The following is a 17,369-nucleotide window of genomic DNA, read 5'->3' as shown; positions in this document are numbered from 1 at the left end:
CTGCGCAGGCCGCTGCGCTCGCCGGGCATGGCCCGGCGCTACCCGCCCGTCAACGGCCGATGTGCCGTGCCCGGTCCCTGCCATGGGCAGAAGGTCATGCTGCCTTCCCGCACGGGCTTGGTTAGGATGGGGGCTGATCGCCACCGCACATGCTGCGGTGGCGGACCTGCCGTTTGCCGGGATCCTCCATGCGCCACCTGTTCGCTTCGCTTGCCCTCATGCTCGCCACCAGTACTGCCGCCCACGCTGAAAAACTGACGCTGGAAGCCATCACCGGTCCATTGCCGCTGTCCGGGCCGACCCTGATGAAGCCCAAGGTCGCTCCGGACGGTTCGCAGGTCAGCTTCCTGCGCGGCAAGGACAGCGACCGCAACCAGCTGGATCTGTGGACCTACGACATCGCCAGCGGCCAGACCCGCCTGCTGGTCGACTCCAAGGTGGTGCTGCCGGGCACCGAGACCCTCAGCGACGAGGAGAAGGCCCGCCGCGAGCGCCAGCGCATCGCGGCGATGACCGGCATCGTCGATTACCAGTGGTCGCCGGACGCACAGCGCCTGTTGTTCCCGCTCGGCGGCGAGCTCTACCTGTACGACCTGAAGCAGCAGGGTCCGGCAGCAGTACGCCAGCTGACCCACGGCGAAGGCTTTGCCACCGACGCCAAGCTGTCGCCGAAAGGCGGCTTCGTCAGCTTCATCCGCGGCCGCAACCTGTGGGTGATCGATCTGGCCAATGGCAGCCAGCTGCAGCTGACCGGTGATGGCAGCGCCACAATCGGCAACGGTGTGGCCGAGTTCGTGGCCGACGAGGAAATGGACCGCCACACCGGCTACTGGTGGGCGCCGGATGATTCGGCCATCGCCTTCGCACGCATCGACGAAGCACCGGTACCGGTACAGAAGCGCTACGAGGTCTATGCAGACCGCACCGATGTCATCGAACAGCGTTACCCGGCCGCCGGCGATGCCAATGTGCGCGTGCAGCTGGGCGTGATCGCGCCGGCCGCCGCGGCACAACCGCGCTGGATCGACCTGGGCAAGGAACAGGACATCTACCTGGCGCGCGTGGATTGGCGTGATGCCCAGCACCTGACGTTCCAGCGCCAGTCGCGTGACCAGAGGCAGCTGGATCTGGTGGAAGTGGCATTGGACTCAAACCGTCAGCGCGTGCTTGCCCATGAAACCAGCCCCACCTGGGTGCCACTGCACAACAGCCTGCGCTTCCTGCAGGACGGCAGCATGCTGTGGTCGTCCGAGCGTACCGGCTTCCAGCATCTGTACCGCATCGACAGCACGGGCAAGGCCACCGCGCTGACCCACGGTGACTGGCCCGTGGATGAACTGCTGGCTGTGGATGAAGCGGCCGGCAAGGCCTATTTCCGCGCCGGCATCGAGACGTCGCGCGAGAGCCAGATCTACTCCGTCCCGCTGCAGGGCGGACAGGCGCCACAGCGGCTGTCCAAGGCGCCGGGCATGCACAGCGCCAGCTTCGCGCGCAACGCCAGTGTCTATGTCGACAGCTGGTCCAACAGCACCACACCGCCGCAGATCGAGCTGTACCGCGCCAACGGTGAGAAGATCGCGACGCTGGTGGACAATGATCTGGCCGATCCCAAGCATCCCTACGCGCGCTATCGCGATGCGCAGCGACCGGTCGAATTCGGCACCCTGACCGCTGCCGATGGCCGGACGCCGCTCAACTACAGCCTGATCAAGCCTGCCGGCTTCGATCCCTCCAAGCGCTATCCGGTGGCGGTGTACGTCTATGGCGGCCCGGCCAGCCAGACCGTCAGCGACAGCTGGCCCGGACGTGGCGATCATCTGTTCAACCAGTACCTGGCGCAGCAGGGCTACGTGGTGTTCTCGCTCGACAACCGTGGCACCCCACGGCGTGGCCGTGAGTTCGGCGGCGCGCTCTATGGCAGGCAGGGCACGGTGGAGGTGACCGACCAGCTGCGCGGCGTGGCATGGCTGAAGCAGCAGCCCTGGGTCGACCCCGCGCGCATCGGCGTGCAGGGCTGGTCCAACGGCGGTTACATGACCCTGATGCTGCTGGCCAAGGCGTCCGACAGCTATGCCTGCGGCGTGGCCGGTGCACCGGTCACCGACTGGGGGCTGTACGACAGCCATTACACCGAACGCTACATGGATCTGCCGGCACGCAACGAGGCCGGTTATCGCGAAGCGCGCGTGCTGACCCACATCGACGGACTGCGCTCACCCCTGCTGCTGATCCACGGCATGGCCGATGACAACGTGCTGTTCACCAATTCGACCAGCCTGATGAGTGCGCTGCAGAAGCGCGGCCAGCCCTTCGAACTGATGACCTACCCGGGCGCCAAGCATGGCCTGTCCGGTGCCGATGCGCTGCACCGCTACCGTGTGGCGGAAGCGTTCCTGGGACGTTGCCTGAAACCCTGAGTCACAACCGGGAAGGAGCCCGCCGATGAACCACCTGCCACCCCCTGTTCCTGGCCATCCCGCCCATCCCCCCGGCTGGTGGCGCCGTCACTGGCGATGGGCGATGCCACTGACCGTGGTGGTGTTCCTGGGCGTACTGGGCGGTTCCGCGGCATGGAGTGTGATGCGCTGGGGCGAAGCCGCACGCGAGAGTCCGCCGATGCGTGAGGCGATGCGGCGCGCCGGATGCAGCATCGAGCTGGTGGAGGCCTTCGGCGAACCGCTGCGCGCCGGCTCGCTGCCATTGGGCAGCATGCAGACCGCGATCACCGGTGAGCGCGATGTGGGCCTGACCGTGTCGCTGGAAGGGACCCATGCGCATGGTCGCCTGTTCGTGCAGGGCATCCGCCGCGACGATGTCTGGGATTACCCGGTGATGTATGTGCTGGGTGCGGACAAACAGACCTTCGATCTGACCGCGCTGGACGATGAGGAGGCTGCGCAGGAGTGCGAACTGCAGGCCTGCCGCGAGCGCGGTGGCTGCCCGATGACGGCCGCGTTCTGACCGGCGCCATGACTTCCCACCGATTGTCGCCATCGCCATGAGCGCGTAGGGTGCGGGCAACCCTGTCCTGGAGTGCTTCATGAAGCCGATCGCGCTGGCCGTCGCCCTGGCCCTGACCGCTGCACCGCTGCTGTCCGCCCCCCCGGCCCTGGCCGCACCGGCCGCCAAGGCCACCACGCCTGCCAGCCCCGCCTGGGTCGCGCGCAGCAATGCGCTGGCGCAGATCCTGCTCGACGCGCAGGGACCGTTCCAGCCCGAGCAGACCGGCTTCTTCGGCGTGCCGGGCTATGACGACAAGGTGGCCGACCTCGGCCCGGACAATGGCGCGCGCTACCGTGCCGCGACCGCCAAGGCGCGCGACGAGCTGCAGACCCGGCTGGCTACGGAGAAGGATCCCAACGTCCGCCAGGACCTGCAGATCATGATCCACGCCGCCAACCAGAACATCGAGGGCAGCGAGCTCAACGACAAGTACCTGCTGCCGTGGACCGATGCGCCGCAGACGGTGTTCAGCGGCCTCAATCTTCTGCTGTCCGACCAGGTGCCGGCCGAGCGCCGGGCCAAGGCGCTTGATCGCCTCAAGGCGTACGCCGGGCTGACGCCGGGCGGCACCGCCTTCACCACGCTGGCGCGCCAGCGCTACGAAGAACGCCTGAAGGACAGCGCGCTGCTGCAGCCGACGAAGATCGAAGTGCAGCAGTCGCTGGACAATGTCGAGACCTACATCAGCGGCATCGAGTCGCTGCTGAAGAAGTACCAGATCAGCGGCGCCGATGAAGCGATGAGGGCCCTGGCGGGGCAGATGAAGGAGTACGCGGCCTGGACGCGCAAGGAGGTGCTGCCGAAGGCGCGTACCGACACGCGCCTGCCGGCGCCGCTCTACGCATACCAGCTCAAGCAGGTCGGCATCGACATCGACCCGAAGCTGCTGATGCAGCGTGCCCAGCTGGAGTTCATGGAAACCCGCTCGGCGATGCAGCAGCTGGCGCCGCTGGTGGTGAAGGAGAAGGGCCTGAAGGTCGCCGACCCGACCGATCCGGTCGCCGTGATCCGCGCACTGAAGGCCGACAAGATCGCCGACGACCAGCTCGAAGGCCACTATCGCAAGGTGATCGACGCCATCGATCCACTGATCCGCGAGCACGGCATTGTCGACGTGCCCAAGCGCGCCATGCAGATGCGCCTGGGTTCGGCTGCCGAGAGCGCCGCCAGCCCGGCACCGCATTTCCTGCCGGCACCGCTGGTGAACAACACCGGGCAGCAGGGCACCTTCGTACTGCCATTGGGCAACCCGGCGGCCGGTGCCGGCGCCCAGTACGACGACTTCAACTTTGGTGCGGCCGCGTGGACCCTAAGCGCACATGAGGGCCGTCCCGGCCATGAGCTGCAGTTCACCGCGATGGTCGAGCGGGGCGTCTCGCTCGCGCGCACCATGTTCGCGTTCAATTCGGTGAACGTGGAAGGCTGGGCGCTGTACGCCGAAGCGGAGATGGTGCCGTACGAGCCTCTGGACGGGCAGATGATCGCCCTGCAGTTCCGCCTGCTGCGCGCCGCGCGCGCGATGCTTGATCCGATGCTCAACCTCGGCCTGACCGACCGTGCAAACGGCGAACGGGTGCTGATCGAACAGGTCGGCCTGTCCAAGGCCATGGCCACCCAGGAGCTGGACCGCTACACCGTGCGCATGCCTGGCCAGGCGGGCAGCTACTTCTATGGCTACACCCGCATCCTGGAGCTGCGCATGCAGACCGAACTGGCACTGGGCGCGAAGTTCGACCGCCTGGCGTTCAACAACTTCCTGCTCGACCAGGGCCTGCTGCCGCCGGATCAGCTGGCCGACGCAGTGAACCAGGTGTTCGTGCCGAAGTACCGGAAGAAGTAACGGTAGCGCCGGGCCATGCCCGGCGAGCGCAGCGGGGAAGAGCGAAATGCCGCCGGGCACGGCCCGGCGCTACCCGCGGTGACGCTGCTGCGTCACCGCTGTGGCGTGATCACCTGGGTCGGCAACCGTGCCGGCGGCGCCGGGTTCGGCACCCAGATCGCCACGCCTGCGGCGCGCTTCTGCGTGGTCGGAATACCAATGCCGAGACCGCCGCCCACATGCGAACCATAGCTGCCGGCGCCCACGGACATGCCCACCGGCGAGCCGCTGCTGCCCACGCCCATCAGCACTACGCCGTTGGCGCCCAGCGCTGCGGCTTCGCGCTTCAGCCGCGCCACGGCGGCGTCGGTCTGGCCCTGGGTGCCGAAGCCCACCGCCGAGGCGGATTCCAGCTGGGCGATCTCCTGCGAGCCGGCCGGCGGCGTTGAATAGATCTGCACCTGTGCCGGGTCGATCGGCGCCCGCGCGCGGCCCAGCATGACCTTGGAGGTGCTGGCACAACCGGCGGCGGCCAGCAGCATGGCCGCCAGTGCGGCCCAACGGATGTTCATGGCAATACCCCTGCAGGACTGGATCGGATCATCGGTGGGCCACTCTGAATCGGCGCCAACGCCCTGTGCGCTGGGCATCCAGACGCTAGCACGGCCGAGGTGAGCGGCCCGCCAACGGGAGTAGGCGACGGCGGCCGGAACGTCTATGGTTGGGGCCGGGAACCAACTGCGGGAGAGCGGCGATGGGTGTGATCAGTCTGTTGTGGGGTGTATTGGCGCTGCTGTGGATGATCCTGGCGCTGATACCGCTGCTGGGCTGGGGCAACTGGTTCCTCATTCCGTTCGCTGCGGTCGGCGCGGTGATCGCCGCGCTGGGCATCCTGTTCACCCACCCGAGCAAGCGCGGCCGGGCCTGGGCCGGCCTGGTCCTGAACGGCATCGTGGTGGTGGTGGGCATCCTGCGCCTGGGCCTGGGCGGTGGCGTGATCTGAACCTGCGGCCGGGTGCGACCGGGCGTCGCAGGGCTGCGGCCCGCAGCCGGGCAGGGGCGTACAATGAACGGCTGCGCGAGCCTGCGCGTGCCTGTGAATCCGCGCCCGGCGCGGCTGCCCCATGATCATCCGACCTCGTCCCCACGGCTGGCAACTGCTGTACATCCTGCGCGGATCGATCGTTCCGGCGATCGCACCGAAGGTGCTGGCCATCCTGATCCTGTCCATCGCCGTCGCCGCGGTGGTGGAACTGGCGCCGCCGATCGGCATCGAGCGCGTCTCGGTCACGCCGTTCACCCTGCTGGGCCTGGTCCTGTCGATCTTCCTGAGCTTCCGCAACAGCGCCTGCTACGAGCGCTGGTGGGAAGGCCGCAAGCTGTGGGGGCAGCTGGTATTCGAATCGCGCTCACTGGCCCGGCAGGTGAACCTGCTGCTGGTGGATGACGCAGGCCGCCGCCGTCGCATCGCCTATCTGGCCACCGCCTTCGCCCATGCGCTGGCCGCCCGCCTGCGCGGCCGCATCGTGGCGCTGGCGGCCCTGCCGTGGCTGGACAAGCGCCAGCGTGCGCAGCTGGCCGAGCGCGAGAACGTACCCGATGCATTGCTGGCGATGATCGCCGCCGAACTGGCACAGGCGCTGCGCAGCGGCGATCTCGATCCGATCCTGTACGCCCAGCTGGAAGACCGCCTGCATGCGATGTCCTCGATCCAGGCAGGCTGCGAGCGGATCCTGACCACGCCGCTGCCGTTCGCCTACACCCTGCTGCTGCACCGCTGCGCGTGGATGTTCTGTGTGCTGCTGCCGTTCGGCCTGGCCAGTTCGCTGGGCTGGGGCACGCCGGTGCTGTCGGCGGTGCTGGCCTACGCCTTCTTCGGCCTGGACCAGCTTGGCGAAGAAATGGAAGACCCGTTCGGCCTGGAGCCGAACGATCTGCCGCTGGACGCACTGGTGCGCACGATCGAGATCGACCAGCTCGACGCGCTCGGTGAACGCCCCCTGCCCGAACCCCTGCTGCCGCAGGGCTACCTGTTGCACTAGCCACTCCTCGGAGCCTGCCATGCCTCATCCCCACTACCGCCCGCGGCGCATGCGCCATGACGAGTTCTCACGCCGCCTCATGCGCGAGAACACGCTGACCACCGACGATCTGATCTATCCGGTGTTCGTGCACGAACCGGCCGGCCGCACCGCTGTGCCGTCGATGCCCGGTGTGGAGCGGTTGTCCATCGAGGAACTGCTGAAAGTGGCCGAAGAGGCGCTGGAGCTGGGCATCCCGGTGATCGATCTGTTCCCGGTGATCGACGCCTCGCAGAAGTCGCTGGATGCCTCGGCGGCATGGGCGGAAGACGGGCTGGCGCAGCGTGCGATCCGCGCCCTGAAGTCGCGCTTCCCGGAGCTGGGCGTGATGACCGATGTGGCGCTGGACCCCTACACCACCCACGGCCAGGACGGCATCATCGATGACAAGGGCTACGTGCTCAACGACATCACGGTCGAAGCGCTGGTCAAGCAGTCGTTGTCGCATGCCGAAGCCGGCGCGGACATCGTCTCGCCGTCGGACATGATGGATGGCCGCATCGGCGCGATCCGCCGTGCGCTCGATGCCGACCATCACCTCAATGTGCGCATCATGGCCTACTCGGCCAAGTACGCCTCGGCCTTCTACGGCCCGTTCCGCGACGCGGTGGGCAGCGCGGCCAGCCTCGGCAAGGCGGACAAGAAGACCTACCAGATGGACCCGGCCAACGGCGACGAGGCGATGCGCGAGATCGCGCTGGATCTGGAAGAGGGCGCCGACATGGTGATGGTCAAGCCGGGCATGCCGTATCTGGACCTGGTGCGTCGCGTGAAGGAACAGTTCGGCGTGCCCACCTTCGCCTACCAGGTCAGTGGCGAGTACGCGATGATGAAAGCGGCGTTCGCCAATGGCTGGCTGGACGAGCGCGCCTGCGTGATGGAGTCGCTGCTTGGTTTCAAGCGCGCGGGCGCCGATGGCGTGCTGACCTATTTCGCGCCACAGGTGGCGCGCTGGCTGCGCGAGCGCTGACAATAGCGGCATCGATGGAGGGAGGAACGGCTGATGGGACCCGAACTGGGATGGATGCAATGGCTGATCTGGGGCGTCGGCACGCTGGTGTTCGGTGCCGTCATCGTCGGCGTGTTCATCGCAGCCTGGCGGGCCGGCAAACGCCCTCCCGAGCAGCTCTCCGCCGCCTGTCGGGTCGCCCGCGAACAGTCCCTGCCGGACAGCGTGCAGGCCGAACTGGCCGCGCTCAACCAGCGCAAGGACAGGGGCCAGCTGAGCGAGGCGGACTACGAGCAGCAGCGCGCCAAGGTGCTGTCGCGCTGATTGCGGTGCCCGCGCCGGGATCTACCGCATGCACCCGGCCACGGCAGGCACTTTCGGTACCGCCAACCGGTAGAGATCCACGCCCCCGGCACGCGGCGCCTTCGCCGCACTGCTGGCGACCAGCATTTCCCCCGGCTTGGCGTTGTCGATCACCGGCGCACCGGTCCAGCCGCCTGCCTGGTTGAAGGACAGCCCCAGCGGCTGCAGCGCCACGCCGCTCCAGGCGCACCCGCTGCTCCATACCTGCGCGCTCGTGCCGCTGCCACGACTGAACACTACGGCGCCGTCATTGCCCAGCCAGTCAGCGTCGGTCTCGTCATCGGCGCTGTTCAATGCGGCCAGCGCGGTGGCCGGGCCCCGCACGCCCTCGGCATCCAGGGTGGCCACGAACAGATCCCAACCGGCGCCACGGCCCTGATGGCGCGCGAACAGCAGCCGCCGGCCATCCATGCTCAGCGCTGGACCGCGCTCTTCGTACCGCCCACGCTCGCCGCGCAGGGCCTGTGCGTTGCCAAGCTGGCCATCGCGGGTCACGGCGGCACGGTACAGCGCCAGCTGGCCTTCGGTGCCCGCCGCGAACAGCAGCCAGCGGCCATCGCGGCTGAAGTAGGGATCCCGGGCCTCACCGCTGACATCGACCGCCAGCGCCTGTGCCTGCTGCCAGCGGCCATCGATCAGGCGGGCCTGCCACAGGCCCCAGCCGCCCTCGCCGCGGCGGGCGAAAACGATGCGCTGGCCGTCGGCACTGATCGTGCCGCGAGCCTCGTCGGCACGGGTCGAGACCACGCCCATGCCTTCGATGCCGTACTCGTTCAACGCCATCGCCACGGGGGCAGAGAGTAGACTGGCGGCAAGCACCAGCAGGGTCGGGGTGATGCGCATCATCCGGGTCCGTGCACGAAAGAGCATCAGTCTAGCCAGCTTGAGGAATCCATGACCGACCGTTACGCCGTCTTCGGACACCCCGTCGCCCACTCGAAGTCGCCGCAGATCCACGCGACGTTCGGTCGCCAGGAAGGCATCGCCATCGACTACCGCACGATCGACCTTGCCCCCGACGCCTTCCTCGCCGGCCTGGAAGCATTCGCCGCCGAAGGTGGTGTCGGCGCCAACGTCACCCTGCCGCACAAGGAAGCCGCGTTTGCGGTCTGCACTACGCTGACGGCCCGTGCGCGCCGCGCTGGTTCGGTCAACACGCTGCTGCGCAAGGGCGAGCGCTGGCATGGTGACACCACCGACGGCATCGGCCTGGTGCGCGACCTGACCGACCGCCATGGCCTGGACCTGCGCGGCCGCCGGGTGCTGATGATCGGCGCCGGCGGCTCGGCCCGCAGCGTCGCCCCGGCGCTGCTCGATGCCGGAATCACCGAGCTGGTGGTGGTCAACCGTACGCCGGAACGCGCCGATGAACTGATCGATGCGATGGGTGAGCCGGGCCGCGCCATCAGCCGCTACTGGGAAGACCTGCGCGAGCTGGGTGACTTCGAGCTGATCGTCAACGCCACCTCTGCCGGCCGTGACCGCGACGTGGAGTTCAAGCTGCCGCTGTCGCTGGTCAATTCGATGACCACCGCAGTCGACCTCAACTACGGCGAGGCGGCCATCGCGTTCCTGGCCTGGGCGCGTGCGGCGCAGTGCCGCAATACCGTCGATGGCCTGGGCATGCTGGTCGAGCAGGCCGCCGAGAGCTTCCTGCAGTGGCATGGTGTGCGCCCGCAGACCGACCAGGTCTACCAGCAGCTGCGGCAGGGCGCCCTGGCGCTGGCCGGCGAGGACTGAGCGATGGACAACATGACCCTGCTGGTGACGGTGCTGAGCATGGTGGGCGTGCGCCTGCCGGTGCTGATCGCGCTGTGCGTGGGCCTGGTGTGGGTGGTGGGCGCGCCGCGCGATGCCACCCGCAGCGGCGCGCTGGCCGGGCTGCTGCTGTTGCTGCTGGCCAGCCTCGGCAGCATGGCAGCGGGCATCCTGCCGATGTGGATGGTCAGCAGCGGTGACTTCAGCGCGGTTTCGAGCATGAGCGCCATCCTGGGCGTGCTGCATTTCGCTCTGGCGATGGTGGAAGCGATCGGCATGGTGCTGCTGGTCTGGGCGCTGGTGCGCCTGCTGCGCCAGCGGCCGCCTGTGGTAGGCCGGTAAGGTCGTGCCGGGCATGGCCCGGCGCGACCGTCGATGGGCGGGTAGCGCCGGACCATGCCCGGCGGAAGCGCCGCATCTGCCCCGGCGCTGTACGGCCATCCAGCCCATGACCGCCAAGGCCCGACGCCGCTGACCCTGTTCAGCGCACGCGCCTCGGTCCCGGCCGCCGGCCATGCGACAATGACCGGCCTGATCCAGCCACGGTAGTTCCCGGCGTGACCGAAACCGTCGCCGCTCCGCGCACGCTCGATGAGCCCTTGAAGGACGCGATCCGCAAGGCCTATACGACGCTGCAGGCCAACACTCCCGGCTTTTCCACGCGCCGCTCGCAGAGCCAGATGATCGGCGTGGTGTCGCGCGCGTTGTCGAAAAGCGGTGGCGTGGGCGTGGTCGAGGCACCCACCGGCGTCGGCAAGAGCCTGGGCTACCTGACCGCTGGCGTGCCGATCGCGCTGGCCAGCAAGAAGAAGCTGGTGATCAGTACCGGTACCGTGGCATTGCAGTCGCAGCTGGTCGAGCGCGACATCCCGAACTTCCTCAAGGCCACCGGACTGGAAGCGACCGTGGCGCTGGCCAAGGGCCGCACCCGCTACCTGTGCACGCGCAATGCCGCCGAGGCGCAGGGCGAGGGCTCGCAGGGCGGCATGTTCGAGGATGACGCGCCCCTGTTCGACCGGCCGCTGGCGCCGATCGAAATGGATATCGCCAAGCGCCTGACCGACGCCTTCACCAGTGGCAGTTGGGATGGCGACATTGACAACGCACCGGAGACCATCAGCCCCGGCCTGCGCAGCCGCATCACCACGCCAGCCTCGGGCTGCGCCGGGCGGCGCTGTGCGTATTCGGCGCAGTGCGCGGTGCTGCGCTCGCGCAACACCGTGCGTGATGCGCAGATCGTGGTGACCAATCACGCGCTGCTGCTGTCGGCGCTGTCGATCGGCGACAGTGACAATGGCCAACCGTTGATCGCCGCCCCCTCGGACATGCTGCTGGTGCTGGACGAGGGCCATCACATCGGTAACGTCGCCATCGACCAGGGCGCGGCCAGCCTGGCGCTGGACGAGATGGCCAAACGCACCGGCCGCCTGCAGATCCTGATTGCCGGCGCGTATCGCGCGGTCGACAAGGACCGCCTCGGCAACCTGCTGCCGAACGAAGCCATCGACGTCGCCAGCAACGTGTCCAAGCAGCTGCGTGCATTCCGCGACCATGTCGAAGCGGTGTGGATGCCAGCGCCGGCCGACGAGGAACCGATGTGGCGCGCGGCCAACGGTCGCCTGCCGGAAGCGTGGCGCGAGCCGATCGAAGCGCTGGCCGACGATACCCGCAGCCTCTACAACTGGGCGCATGCCGCCACCGCGCAGGTGGCCAAGGGCAAGCCGGACGACCCGGCGCGTGAGCGCCTGCAGCGCAACCTCGGCATGGCGCTGGAGATGATCGAGCAGCAGCACAACCTCTGGCAGGCCTGGCGCCGCGAGGACAAGGACGGTGCGCCGCCGATGGCGCGCTGGGTCACCGCCACCCGCGACGGCGATCTGGTCCTGCATGGCTCACCGGTCTCGGCAGCGCATGTGCTGCGCAAGCTGCTGTGGGACGAGGTGGATTCGGTGGTGATGACCTCGGCGACGCTGACCGGCGGTGGCGATTTCCAGTCGCTGGCGATCGACAATGGCATTCCCGAGGAAGCCGAGATGGTTTCGCTGTCCTCGCCGTTCGACCTGCCGAACCAGGCCGAGCTGATCGTGCCGAAGTTCCCGGTCACGCCCGACGACCGCGAAGGCCATCCCCGCGAGGTGGCGCGCTACCTCGACACGGAGCTGGACTGGGCCAAGGGCTCGATGGTGCTGTTCACCTCGCGCTGGAAGATGGAGAAGGTGGCCGGACTGATGCCTGCCGCGCGCCGCAAGCAGGTGCTGGTACAGGGCGAGATGTCCAAGACCCGGCTGATCGACGAACACCTGCGGCGCGTGGCGGCGGGCGAGGGCTCGGTGCTGTTCGGGCTGAACTCGTTCGGCGAGGGCCTCGACCTGCCCGGTGAAGCCTGCACCACGGTGGTGATCACCCAGGTACCGTTCGCGGTGCCGACCGATCCGCAGACCGCTACCCTGAGCGAGTGGTTCGAGGCGCGTGGACTCAACGCGTTCAACCTGATCGCCATTCCACACGCGCTGCGCACGCTGACCCAGTTCGCCGGCCGCCTGATCCGCACCTCCACCGATACCGGCCGCGTGGTCATCCTCGATTCGCGGCTGCTGACCCGCCGTTACGGCAAGCGCATCATCGACGCACTGCCCCCGTTCAAGCGCGTGATCGGCTGAGACGGGGTCGGACCCCTTCCGCAGGAAGGGCTCTGACCCCCGCAAGCACGTCCCCCTCAGCCCCCTTCCGGTTTCCTGCACGCCTGGTCGCCCATCGCAGTGGGGTAGTCGCGTTCAAAACAGCGCAACAACCCGTCGAGGACCTCCAGGTTCGGCGGCCACGGCACATCCACCTCCTGGCCTGCCGGCGTGGTGAAGTGGTATCGCCCGTTCTTGACGGCCTCCGCGAGCACCTCCGGCGTGGGAATTTCAATCAGCGTCGCACGGGCCTTCTCCAGCGCAGCGCGATCGCGCTGCAGGAAGGCGATCGTGCCGTCCACGTAGGCGTTCCAGTAACCGGGGTCGGTGTCCTTGGGCTTGTAGGTTCGCTGCATCAGCGCAACTGCCTGCTTGTACTGGCCCGCCTCGGCGCGCATCTGGCCCTCATGCCAGAGAATCGTGGTGTTGCCTGCAGCCTTGGGCAGTGCAGCGTAGGCGGCGAGCAGATCAGCGGCCTCGCGGTGGCAGCCGCGGTCAGCCAACGGGCGCCACCCACCTTCCAGATCCTGGTCGAACGCATCCGGTTCCATCGTCAGCATCGCATCGCGGTCGTAGCTGCAGTCCGGCGCCTTCGACGGTTCGGGTGGGGCGCCCAACGCAGCGGCCAGGGCAAGCGAAAGCAACGTCATCACAACCTCCGTGTCGGTGAGTACCCGGACACCGTAGCAGATCGTACGGGTAGTACCGGCCGCTGGCCGGCAGCCTCGAAGATTGGACTGATACTGCGCGATTGCACGCGCGGCGAGTCACATGCACGGCTGGACCATCATTGCGATCCACAGTGACTGGAATGCTGTGCCGGGATCGGAGCCCTTTCTGCGAAAGGGATCCGACCCCACGGCAATTCAATCGCCCAGCAGCGCGGTGTTGCGTACGGCGCCCTTGTCGGCGCTGGTGGCCAGCAGGGCGTAGGCCTTCAACGCGCTGGTGACCTTGCGCGGGCGCGCCTCACGCGGCTTCCATCCCAACGCATCCTGCTCGGCACGGCGCGCATCCAACGTCGCCGCATCCACCAGCAGATCAATCCGCCGCGCCGGAATATCAATGCGGATGCGGTCGCCGTCGCGTACCAGCCCGATCGCACCGCCCGCTGCCGCCTCCGGCGAGGCATGCCCGATCGACAACCCGGACGTACCGCCCGAGAAGCGCCCGTCGGTCAGCAGTGCACACTGCTTGCCCAGGCCCTTCGATTTCAGGTAGCTGGTGGGGTACAGCATCTCCTGCATGCCGGGGCCGCCTTTCGGGCCTTCGTAGCGGATGACCACCACGTCGCCCGCCTTCACTTCGTCGGCGAGGATGCCGGCCACGGCCGCGTCCTGGCTCTCGAACACGCGCGCACTGCCCTCGAACACGTGGATGGATTCATCCACGCCTGCGGTCTTCACCACGCAACCGTCTTCGGCCAGATTGCCGCGCAGCACGGCCAGTCCGCCTTCTGCCGAGTAGGCATGCGCGACGCTGCGGATGCAGCCTTCGGCGCGGTCCACGTCCAGCGTGGGCCAGCGCGTGGCCTGGCTGAAAGCCACCTGGGTGGGGATGCCGGCCGGGCCGGCACGGAAGAAGTCGTGCACGCTTGATTCGCTGCTGACCGCCACATCCCAGCGCTGGAGAGCATCGGCCAGGGTGCGGCTGTGCACGGTCGGCACGGTGGTATCCAACAGGCCGCCGCGCGCCAGTTCGCCCAGGATGCCGTACACGCCACCCGCGCGGTGCACGTCTTCCATGTGGTACCTGGGCGTGTTCGGCGCCACCTTGCACAGCTGCGGCACGCGCCGTGACAGCGCATCGATGTGGGTCAGGTCGAAGTCCACTTCGGCTTCCTGCGCGGCGGCCAGCAGGTGCAGGATGGTATTGGTCGATCCGCCCATGGCGATGTCCAGGGTCATCGCATTGGCGAACGCGGCCTGCGTGGCGATGCCCCGCGGCAGCGCGCTTTCTTCCTCGCCGCCGTACCAGCGGTGGCACAGTTCGACGATCAGGCGGCCCGCGCGCAGGAACAGCTGTTCGCGGTCGGCATGGGTGGCCAGGGTCGAGCCGTTGCCGGGCAGCGACAGGCCCAGCGCTTCGGTCAGGCAGTTCATCGAGTTGGCGGTGAACATGCCCGAACAGGAGCCGCAGGTGGGGCAGGCGCTGCGCTCGAACTCGGCCACCTTTTCATCGCTGGCGCTCCCGTCGGCGGCGATGACCATCGCATCGACCAGATCCAGCTTGTGCTCGGACAGCCGGGTCTTGCCCGCTTCCATCGGCCCGCCGGACACGAACACCACCGGGATGTTCAGGCGCAGTGCGGCCATCAGCATGCCAGGGGTGATCTTGTCGCAGTTGGAAATGCACACCAGCGCATCGGCGCAGTGCGCGTTGACCATGTACTCGACCGAGTCGGCGATGATCTCGCGGCTGGGCAGTGAATACAGCATGCCGTCGTGGCCCATCGCGATACCGTCGTCCACGGCGATCGTGTTGAACTCCTTGGCGACGCCGCCGACCTTCTCGATCTCGCGCGCGACCAGCTGGCCGAGGTCCTTCAGGTGCACGTGGCCCGGTACGAACTGGGTGAACGAGTTGGCGATGGCGATGATCGGCTTGTGGAAATCGCCGTCCTTCATGCCGGTGGCACGCCACAGGGCGCGGGCGCCGGCCATGTTGCGGCCGGCGGTGGAGGTGCGGGAGCGGTATTCGGGCATGGCTGGCGGAACGGGCGGGCCGTACGACATGGGGTGTCGGACGATCATCGCCAATTTTTTCGGTTGCTGCTGCAACCACCGCTCGCCTGCGCGGCGCCGCCGGGCGATGCGGCGATGGCGGATCGGGCCTGACGAAAATGAAACGCCGTTCATCTTTCGGACTTTGCCGATTCCGGTTGTTGGCCCGGATCGGGCATCATTGGGGTATTGATCCGCTGCTTGAGGCATGAGGCCATGAAACGTTCCCGCACCACCGCGCTGCTGCTGATGAGCGCCGCACCGCTGCTGTTCACCGCCTGCCAGAAGGAGCCGGAGGTGAAGGTGCAGGAAGGCCTGTTCACTTCGGTCGAGGCCTGCACCGAGGCCACCGGTGATCCGTCGTCGTGCCGCAACGCGTTCGCCGAGGCGCAGAAGCAGGCCGCCGACGCTGCGCCGAAGTACGCCACCAAGGAAGCCTGCGAGCAGGACTACAAGCCCGAGCAGTGCGTGCAGCAGCACACGTCGGCAGGTACCTCGTTCATCGGCCCGATGATGATGGGCTTCTTCATGTCCCAGATGCTGAGCAACCGCGGTGGCCTGGCCCCGCAGGCGCCGGCGTCGGCACCGGCCTACCAGGACAAGAATGCGGGTTGGGCGCGTTCGGCCCCGGGCGGTACGGGGGGCCTGAACACCGCCAGCGGCATCGGCGCCGGCAAGGCTGGCCTGGCACCGGTCACCACCGAGCCGAACCGTGCCGTCACCGCCAGCCGGGGTGGCTTCGGCAACACCAGCGCGCGTCGCAGCACCAGCGGCAGCTACGGCGGCTGATCGACCCATGCAGCGTATCCGTATCGCCGAGCGCGCCCACTGGCGGGCGCGCGCGGAGGAAGCCGGTTTCCGCTTCCACACCATCGACGGCCAGCCGTACTGGGATGAAAGCGCGTACTACGCCTTCACCCTGCGCCAGATCGAACAGGACATCGAAGATCCCAGCGCCGAGCTGCACCAGATGGCGCTCGACCTTGTGGGCGACGTGGTGGCCAGCGAGCGGCTGATGGATCAGCTGGCGATTCCCGCGCATTACCGCGACTGGATCGCCGACAGCTGGCGCCAGCGCCAGCCGCATCTGTACGGCCGGCTCGATCTGGCCTATGACGGTACCGGTCCGGCCAAGCTGTACGAGCTGAACTACGACACGCCGACCTCGCTGTTCGAGGCCAGTTTCTTCCAGTGGCAGTGGCTGGAGGACCAGCGCAACGCCGGCCGCCTGCCGCAGCATGCCGACCAGTTCAACGCCATCCATGAGGCACTGGTCGAACGTTTCGGCGAGCTCGCCGGCCGCCTGCCGCCACCGCTGTACTTCAGCGCCGTGGGCAGTTCGGAAGAGGACCGCGGCACGGTGGAATACCTGCGCGACTGTGCTTCGCAGGCAGGCCTGCACGGGCAGGGCATCGCCATCGAAGACATCGGCCTGTCCGCGGATGGCCGCTTCACCGCGCTGGACGATTCGGTGATCGGCACGCTGTTCAAGCTGTATCCGCTGGAAGACCTGATGGCCGAGGAGTTTGGCCGCGCGCTGCCCGGCTCAGGCGTGCAGCTGCTGGAACCGGCATGGAAGGCGGTGCTGAGCAACAAGGGCATCCTGCCATTGCTGTGGCAGCGCAATGTCGGCCACCCGAACCTGCTGGAGGCGCACTTCGACGACGGCAGCGCGCTGGCCACCGGATGGGTGCGCAAGCCGCTGTTCTCGCGCGAAGGCGCCAACATCGAAATGCACTTGGCCGATGGCAGCACCCAGCGCAGCGACGGCCCCTACGATGGACCGGCGATCATCCAGCGCGCGCATCCGCTGACCCGCTTCGAAGGCGGTTATCCGCTGATCGGCAGCTGGGTGGTCGGTGACCACGCCTGCGGCATCGGCATCCGCGAGGACGACAGCGCGATCACCCGCGACAGCGCGCGCTTCGTACCGCACGCGATCGTTGACGAGGCGCCGACGCGGATCTACGTCTGAGCACGGTGCGCACCCGCACA

The 17,369-nt window shown here is 67.9% G+C and carries 16 protein-coding genes; 12 read left to right on the top strand and 4 right to left on the bottom strand.

Going from position 1 to position 17,369, the window contains the following annotated elements:
- The first annotated feature begins 188 nt into the window (after positions 1-188).
- The 3 genes from AC06FB_RS16055 to AC06FB_RS16045 all read left to right on the top strand — a co-directional run bounded on the left by AC06FB_RS16055 (position 189) and on the right by AC06FB_RS16045 (position 4,843).
- Positions 189-2,417 carry a S9 family peptidase gene (locus AC06FB_RS16055; RefSeq protein ID WP_478053886.1) on the top strand — a complete coding sequence of 743 codons (2,229 nt, stop codon included), beginning with the start codon at positions 189-191 and terminating at the stop codon, positions 2,415-2,417.
- Positions 2,418-2,442: 25 nt separating this feature from the next.
- On the top strand, positions 2,443-2,961 hold the full coding sequence (locus AC06FB_RS16050; protein ID WP_279942690.1) for a cytochrome c oxidase assembly factor Coa1 family protein: 519 nt from the start codon (positions 2,443-2,445) through the stop codon (positions 2,959-2,961).
- Positions 2,962-3,040: 79 nt separating this feature from the next.
- Positions 3,041-4,843: a DUF885 domain-containing protein gene (locus AC06FB_RS16045; RefSeq protein WP_346480506.1), complete on the top strand. Its 1,803-nt coding sequence runs from the start codon at positions 3,041-3,043 to the stop codon at positions 4,841-4,843.
- Between the two features lie 92 nt (positions 4,844-4,935).
- On the opposite strand, the gene AC06FB_RS16040 is transcribed toward AC06FB_RS16045, so the two are convergent.
- Positions 4,936-5,394, bottom strand: coding sequence for a hypothetical protein (locus tag AC06FB_RS16040; protein ID WP_053517962.1), 459 nt, complete (start codon positions 5,392-5,394; stop codon positions 4,936-4,938).
- A 182-nt stretch (positions 5,395-5,576) separates the two neighbouring features.
- Between AC06FB_RS16040 and AC06FB_RS16035 the strand changes: the two genes are divergently transcribed.
- From AC06FB_RS16035 to AC06FB_RS16020, 4 genes are all read left to right on the top strand, one after another.
- Positions 5,577-5,825: a hypothetical protein gene (locus AC06FB_RS16035; protein ID WP_006475755.1), complete on the top strand. Its 249-nt coding sequence runs from the start codon at positions 5,577-5,579 to the stop codon at positions 5,823-5,825.
- 121 nt (positions 5,826-5,946) lie between these two features.
- On the top strand, positions 5,947-6,864 hold the full coding sequence (locus tag AC06FB_RS16030) for a bestrophin family protein (protein ID WP_053517963.1): 918 nt from the start codon (positions 5,947-5,949) through the stop codon (positions 6,862-6,864).
- A 19-nt stretch (positions 6,865-6,883) separates the two neighbouring features.
- Positions 6,884-7,873, top strand: coding sequence for a porphobilinogen synthase (gene hemB / locus AC06FB_RS16025; protein WP_053517964.1), 990 nt, complete (start codon positions 6,884-6,886; stop codon positions 7,871-7,873).
- Positions 7,874-7,906: 33 nt separating this feature from the next.
- Entirely contained in the window at positions 7,907-8,176 is a 270-nt protein-coding gene (locus AC06FB_RS16020; protein ID WP_478053885.1) for an SHOCT domain-containing protein, read from the top strand.
- 21 nt (positions 8,177-8,197) lie between these two features.
- Here the strand turns inward: AC06FB_RS16020 and AC06FB_RS16015 are convergent, their stop codons facing one another.
- Complete coding sequence (locus AC06FB_RS16015) at positions 8,198-9,061, bottom strand: TolB family protein (protein WP_065181456.1); 864 nt, start codon at positions 9,059-9,061, stop codon at positions 8,198-8,200.
- Positions 9,062-9,109: 48 nt separating this feature from the next.
- On the opposite strand from AC06FB_RS16015, the gene aroE reads away from it, so the two are divergent.
- The 3 genes from aroE (at position 9,110) to dinG (ending at position 12,633) form a co-directional block, all read left to right on the top strand.
- On the top strand, positions 9,110-9,955 hold the full coding sequence (aroE, locus tag AC06FB_RS16010; protein WP_197600238.1) for a shikimate dehydrogenase: 846 nt from the start codon (positions 9,110-9,112) through the stop codon (positions 9,953-9,955).
- Positions 9,956-9,958: 3 nt separating this feature from the next.
- Entirely contained in the window at positions 9,959-10,315 is a 357-nt protein-coding gene (locus tag AC06FB_RS16005; protein WP_065181457.1) for a hypothetical protein, read from the top strand.
- Between the two features lie 215 nt (positions 10,316-10,530).
- Entirely contained in the window at positions 10,531-12,633 is a 2,103-nt protein-coding gene (dinG, locus tag AC06FB_RS16000) for an ATP-dependent DNA helicase DinG (RefSeq protein WP_478053884.1), read from the top strand.
- 56 nt (positions 12,634-12,689) lie between these two features.
- On the opposite strand, the gene AC06FB_RS15995 is transcribed toward dinG, so the two are convergent.
- Together AC06FB_RS15995 and ilvD are read right to left on the bottom strand one after the other, a co-directional pair.
- Positions 12,690-13,301, bottom strand: coding sequence for a hypothetical protein (locus tag AC06FB_RS15995; RefSeq protein WP_263176323.1), 612 nt, complete (start codon positions 13,299-13,301; stop codon positions 12,690-12,692).
- Positions 13,302-13,517: 216 nt separating this feature from the next.
- Entirely contained in the window at positions 13,518-15,356 is a 1,839-nt protein-coding gene (ilvD, locus tag AC06FB_RS15990) for a dihydroxy-acid dehydratase (protein WP_478053883.1), read from the bottom strand.
- A 234-nt stretch (positions 15,357-15,590) separates the two neighbouring features.
- On the opposite strand from ilvD, the gene AC06FB_RS15985 reads away from it, so the two are divergent.
- Positions 15,591-16,163 (top strand): DUF1190 domain-containing protein, encoded by a 573-nt coding sequence (locus tag AC06FB_RS15985; protein ID WP_111187209.1) that lies wholly within the window; start codon positions 15,591-15,593, stop codon positions 16,161-16,163.
- Positions 16,164-16,170: 7 nt separating this feature from the next.
- The gene (locus AC06FB_RS15980) at positions 16,171-17,349 is read left to right on the top strand and encodes a glutathionylspermidine synthase family protein (RefSeq protein WP_065174309.1); all 1,179 of its coding nucleotides are present in this window, start codon (positions 16,171-16,173) and stop codon (positions 17,347-17,349) included.
- Positions 17,350-17,369 lie beyond the last annotated feature (20 nt).

The organism is Stenotrophomonas sp. Steno-C15 (assembly GCF_056393265.1).
Note: the sequence above shows the minus strand (reverse complement) of the source record. Positions and strands in the feature narration are given on the sequence as shown.

What these genes read in the sequence shown, in the direction of transcription:
- AC06FB_RS16055 (WP_478053886.1), top strand. Translation starts at nt 189, where the DNA reads ATGCGCCACCTGTTCGCTTCGCTTGCCCTCATGCTCGCCACCAGTACT.
- AC06FB_RS16050 (WP_279942690.1), top strand. Translation starts at nt 2,443, where the DNA reads ATGAACCACCTGCCACCCCCTGTTCCTGGCCATCCCGCCCATCCCCCC.
- AC06FB_RS16045 (WP_346480506.1), top strand. Translation starts at nt 3,041, where the DNA reads ATGAAGCCGATCGCGCTGGCCGTCGCCCTGGCCCTGACCGCTGCACCG.
- AC06FB_RS16040 (WP_053517962.1), bottom strand. Translation starts at nt 5,394, where the DNA reads ATGAACATCCGTTGGGCCGCACTGGCGGCCATGCTGCTGGCCGCCGCC.
- AC06FB_RS16035 (WP_006475755.1), top strand. Translation starts at nt 5,577, where the DNA reads ATGGGTGTGATCAGTCTGTTGTGGGGTGTATTGGCGCTGCTGTGGATG.
- AC06FB_RS16030 (WP_053517963.1), top strand. Translation starts at nt 5,947, where the DNA reads ATGATCATCCGACCTCGTCCCCACGGCTGGCAACTGCTGTACATCCTG.
- hemB (WP_053517964.1), top strand. Translation starts at nt 6,884, where the DNA reads ATGCCTCATCCCCACTACCGCCCGCGGCGCATGCGCCATGACGAGTTC.
- AC06FB_RS16020 (WP_478053885.1), top strand. Translation starts at nt 7,907, where the DNA reads ATGGGACCCGAACTGGGATGGATGCAATGGCTGATCTGGGGCGTCGGC.
- AC06FB_RS16015 (WP_065181456.1), bottom strand. Translation starts at nt 9,061, where the DNA reads ATGATGCGCATCACCCCGACCCTGCTGGTGCTTGCCGCCAGTCTACTC.
- aroE (WP_197600238.1), top strand. Translation starts at nt 9,110, where the DNA reads ATGACCGACCGTTACGCCGTCTTCGGACACCCCGTCGCCCACTCGAAG.
- AC06FB_RS16005 (WP_065181457.1), top strand. Translation starts at nt 9,959, where the DNA reads ATGGACAACATGACCCTGCTGGTGACGGTGCTGAGCATGGTGGGCGTG.
- AC06FB_RS15995 (WP_263176323.1), bottom strand. Translation starts at nt 13,301, where the DNA reads ATGACGTTGCTTTCGCTTGCCCTGGCCGCTGCGTTGGGCGCCCCACCC.
- ilvD (WP_478053883.1), bottom strand. Translation starts at nt 15,356, where the DNA reads ATGCCCGAATACCGCTCCCGCACCTCCACCGCCGGCCGCAACATGGCC.
- AC06FB_RS15985 (WP_111187209.1), top strand. Translation starts at nt 15,591, where the DNA reads ATGAAACGTTCCCGCACCACCGCGCTGCTGCTGATGAGCGCCGCACCG.
- AC06FB_RS15980 (WP_065174309.1), top strand. Translation starts at nt 16,171, where the DNA reads ATGCAGCGTATCCGTATCGCCGAGCGCGCCCACTGGCGGGCGCGCGCG.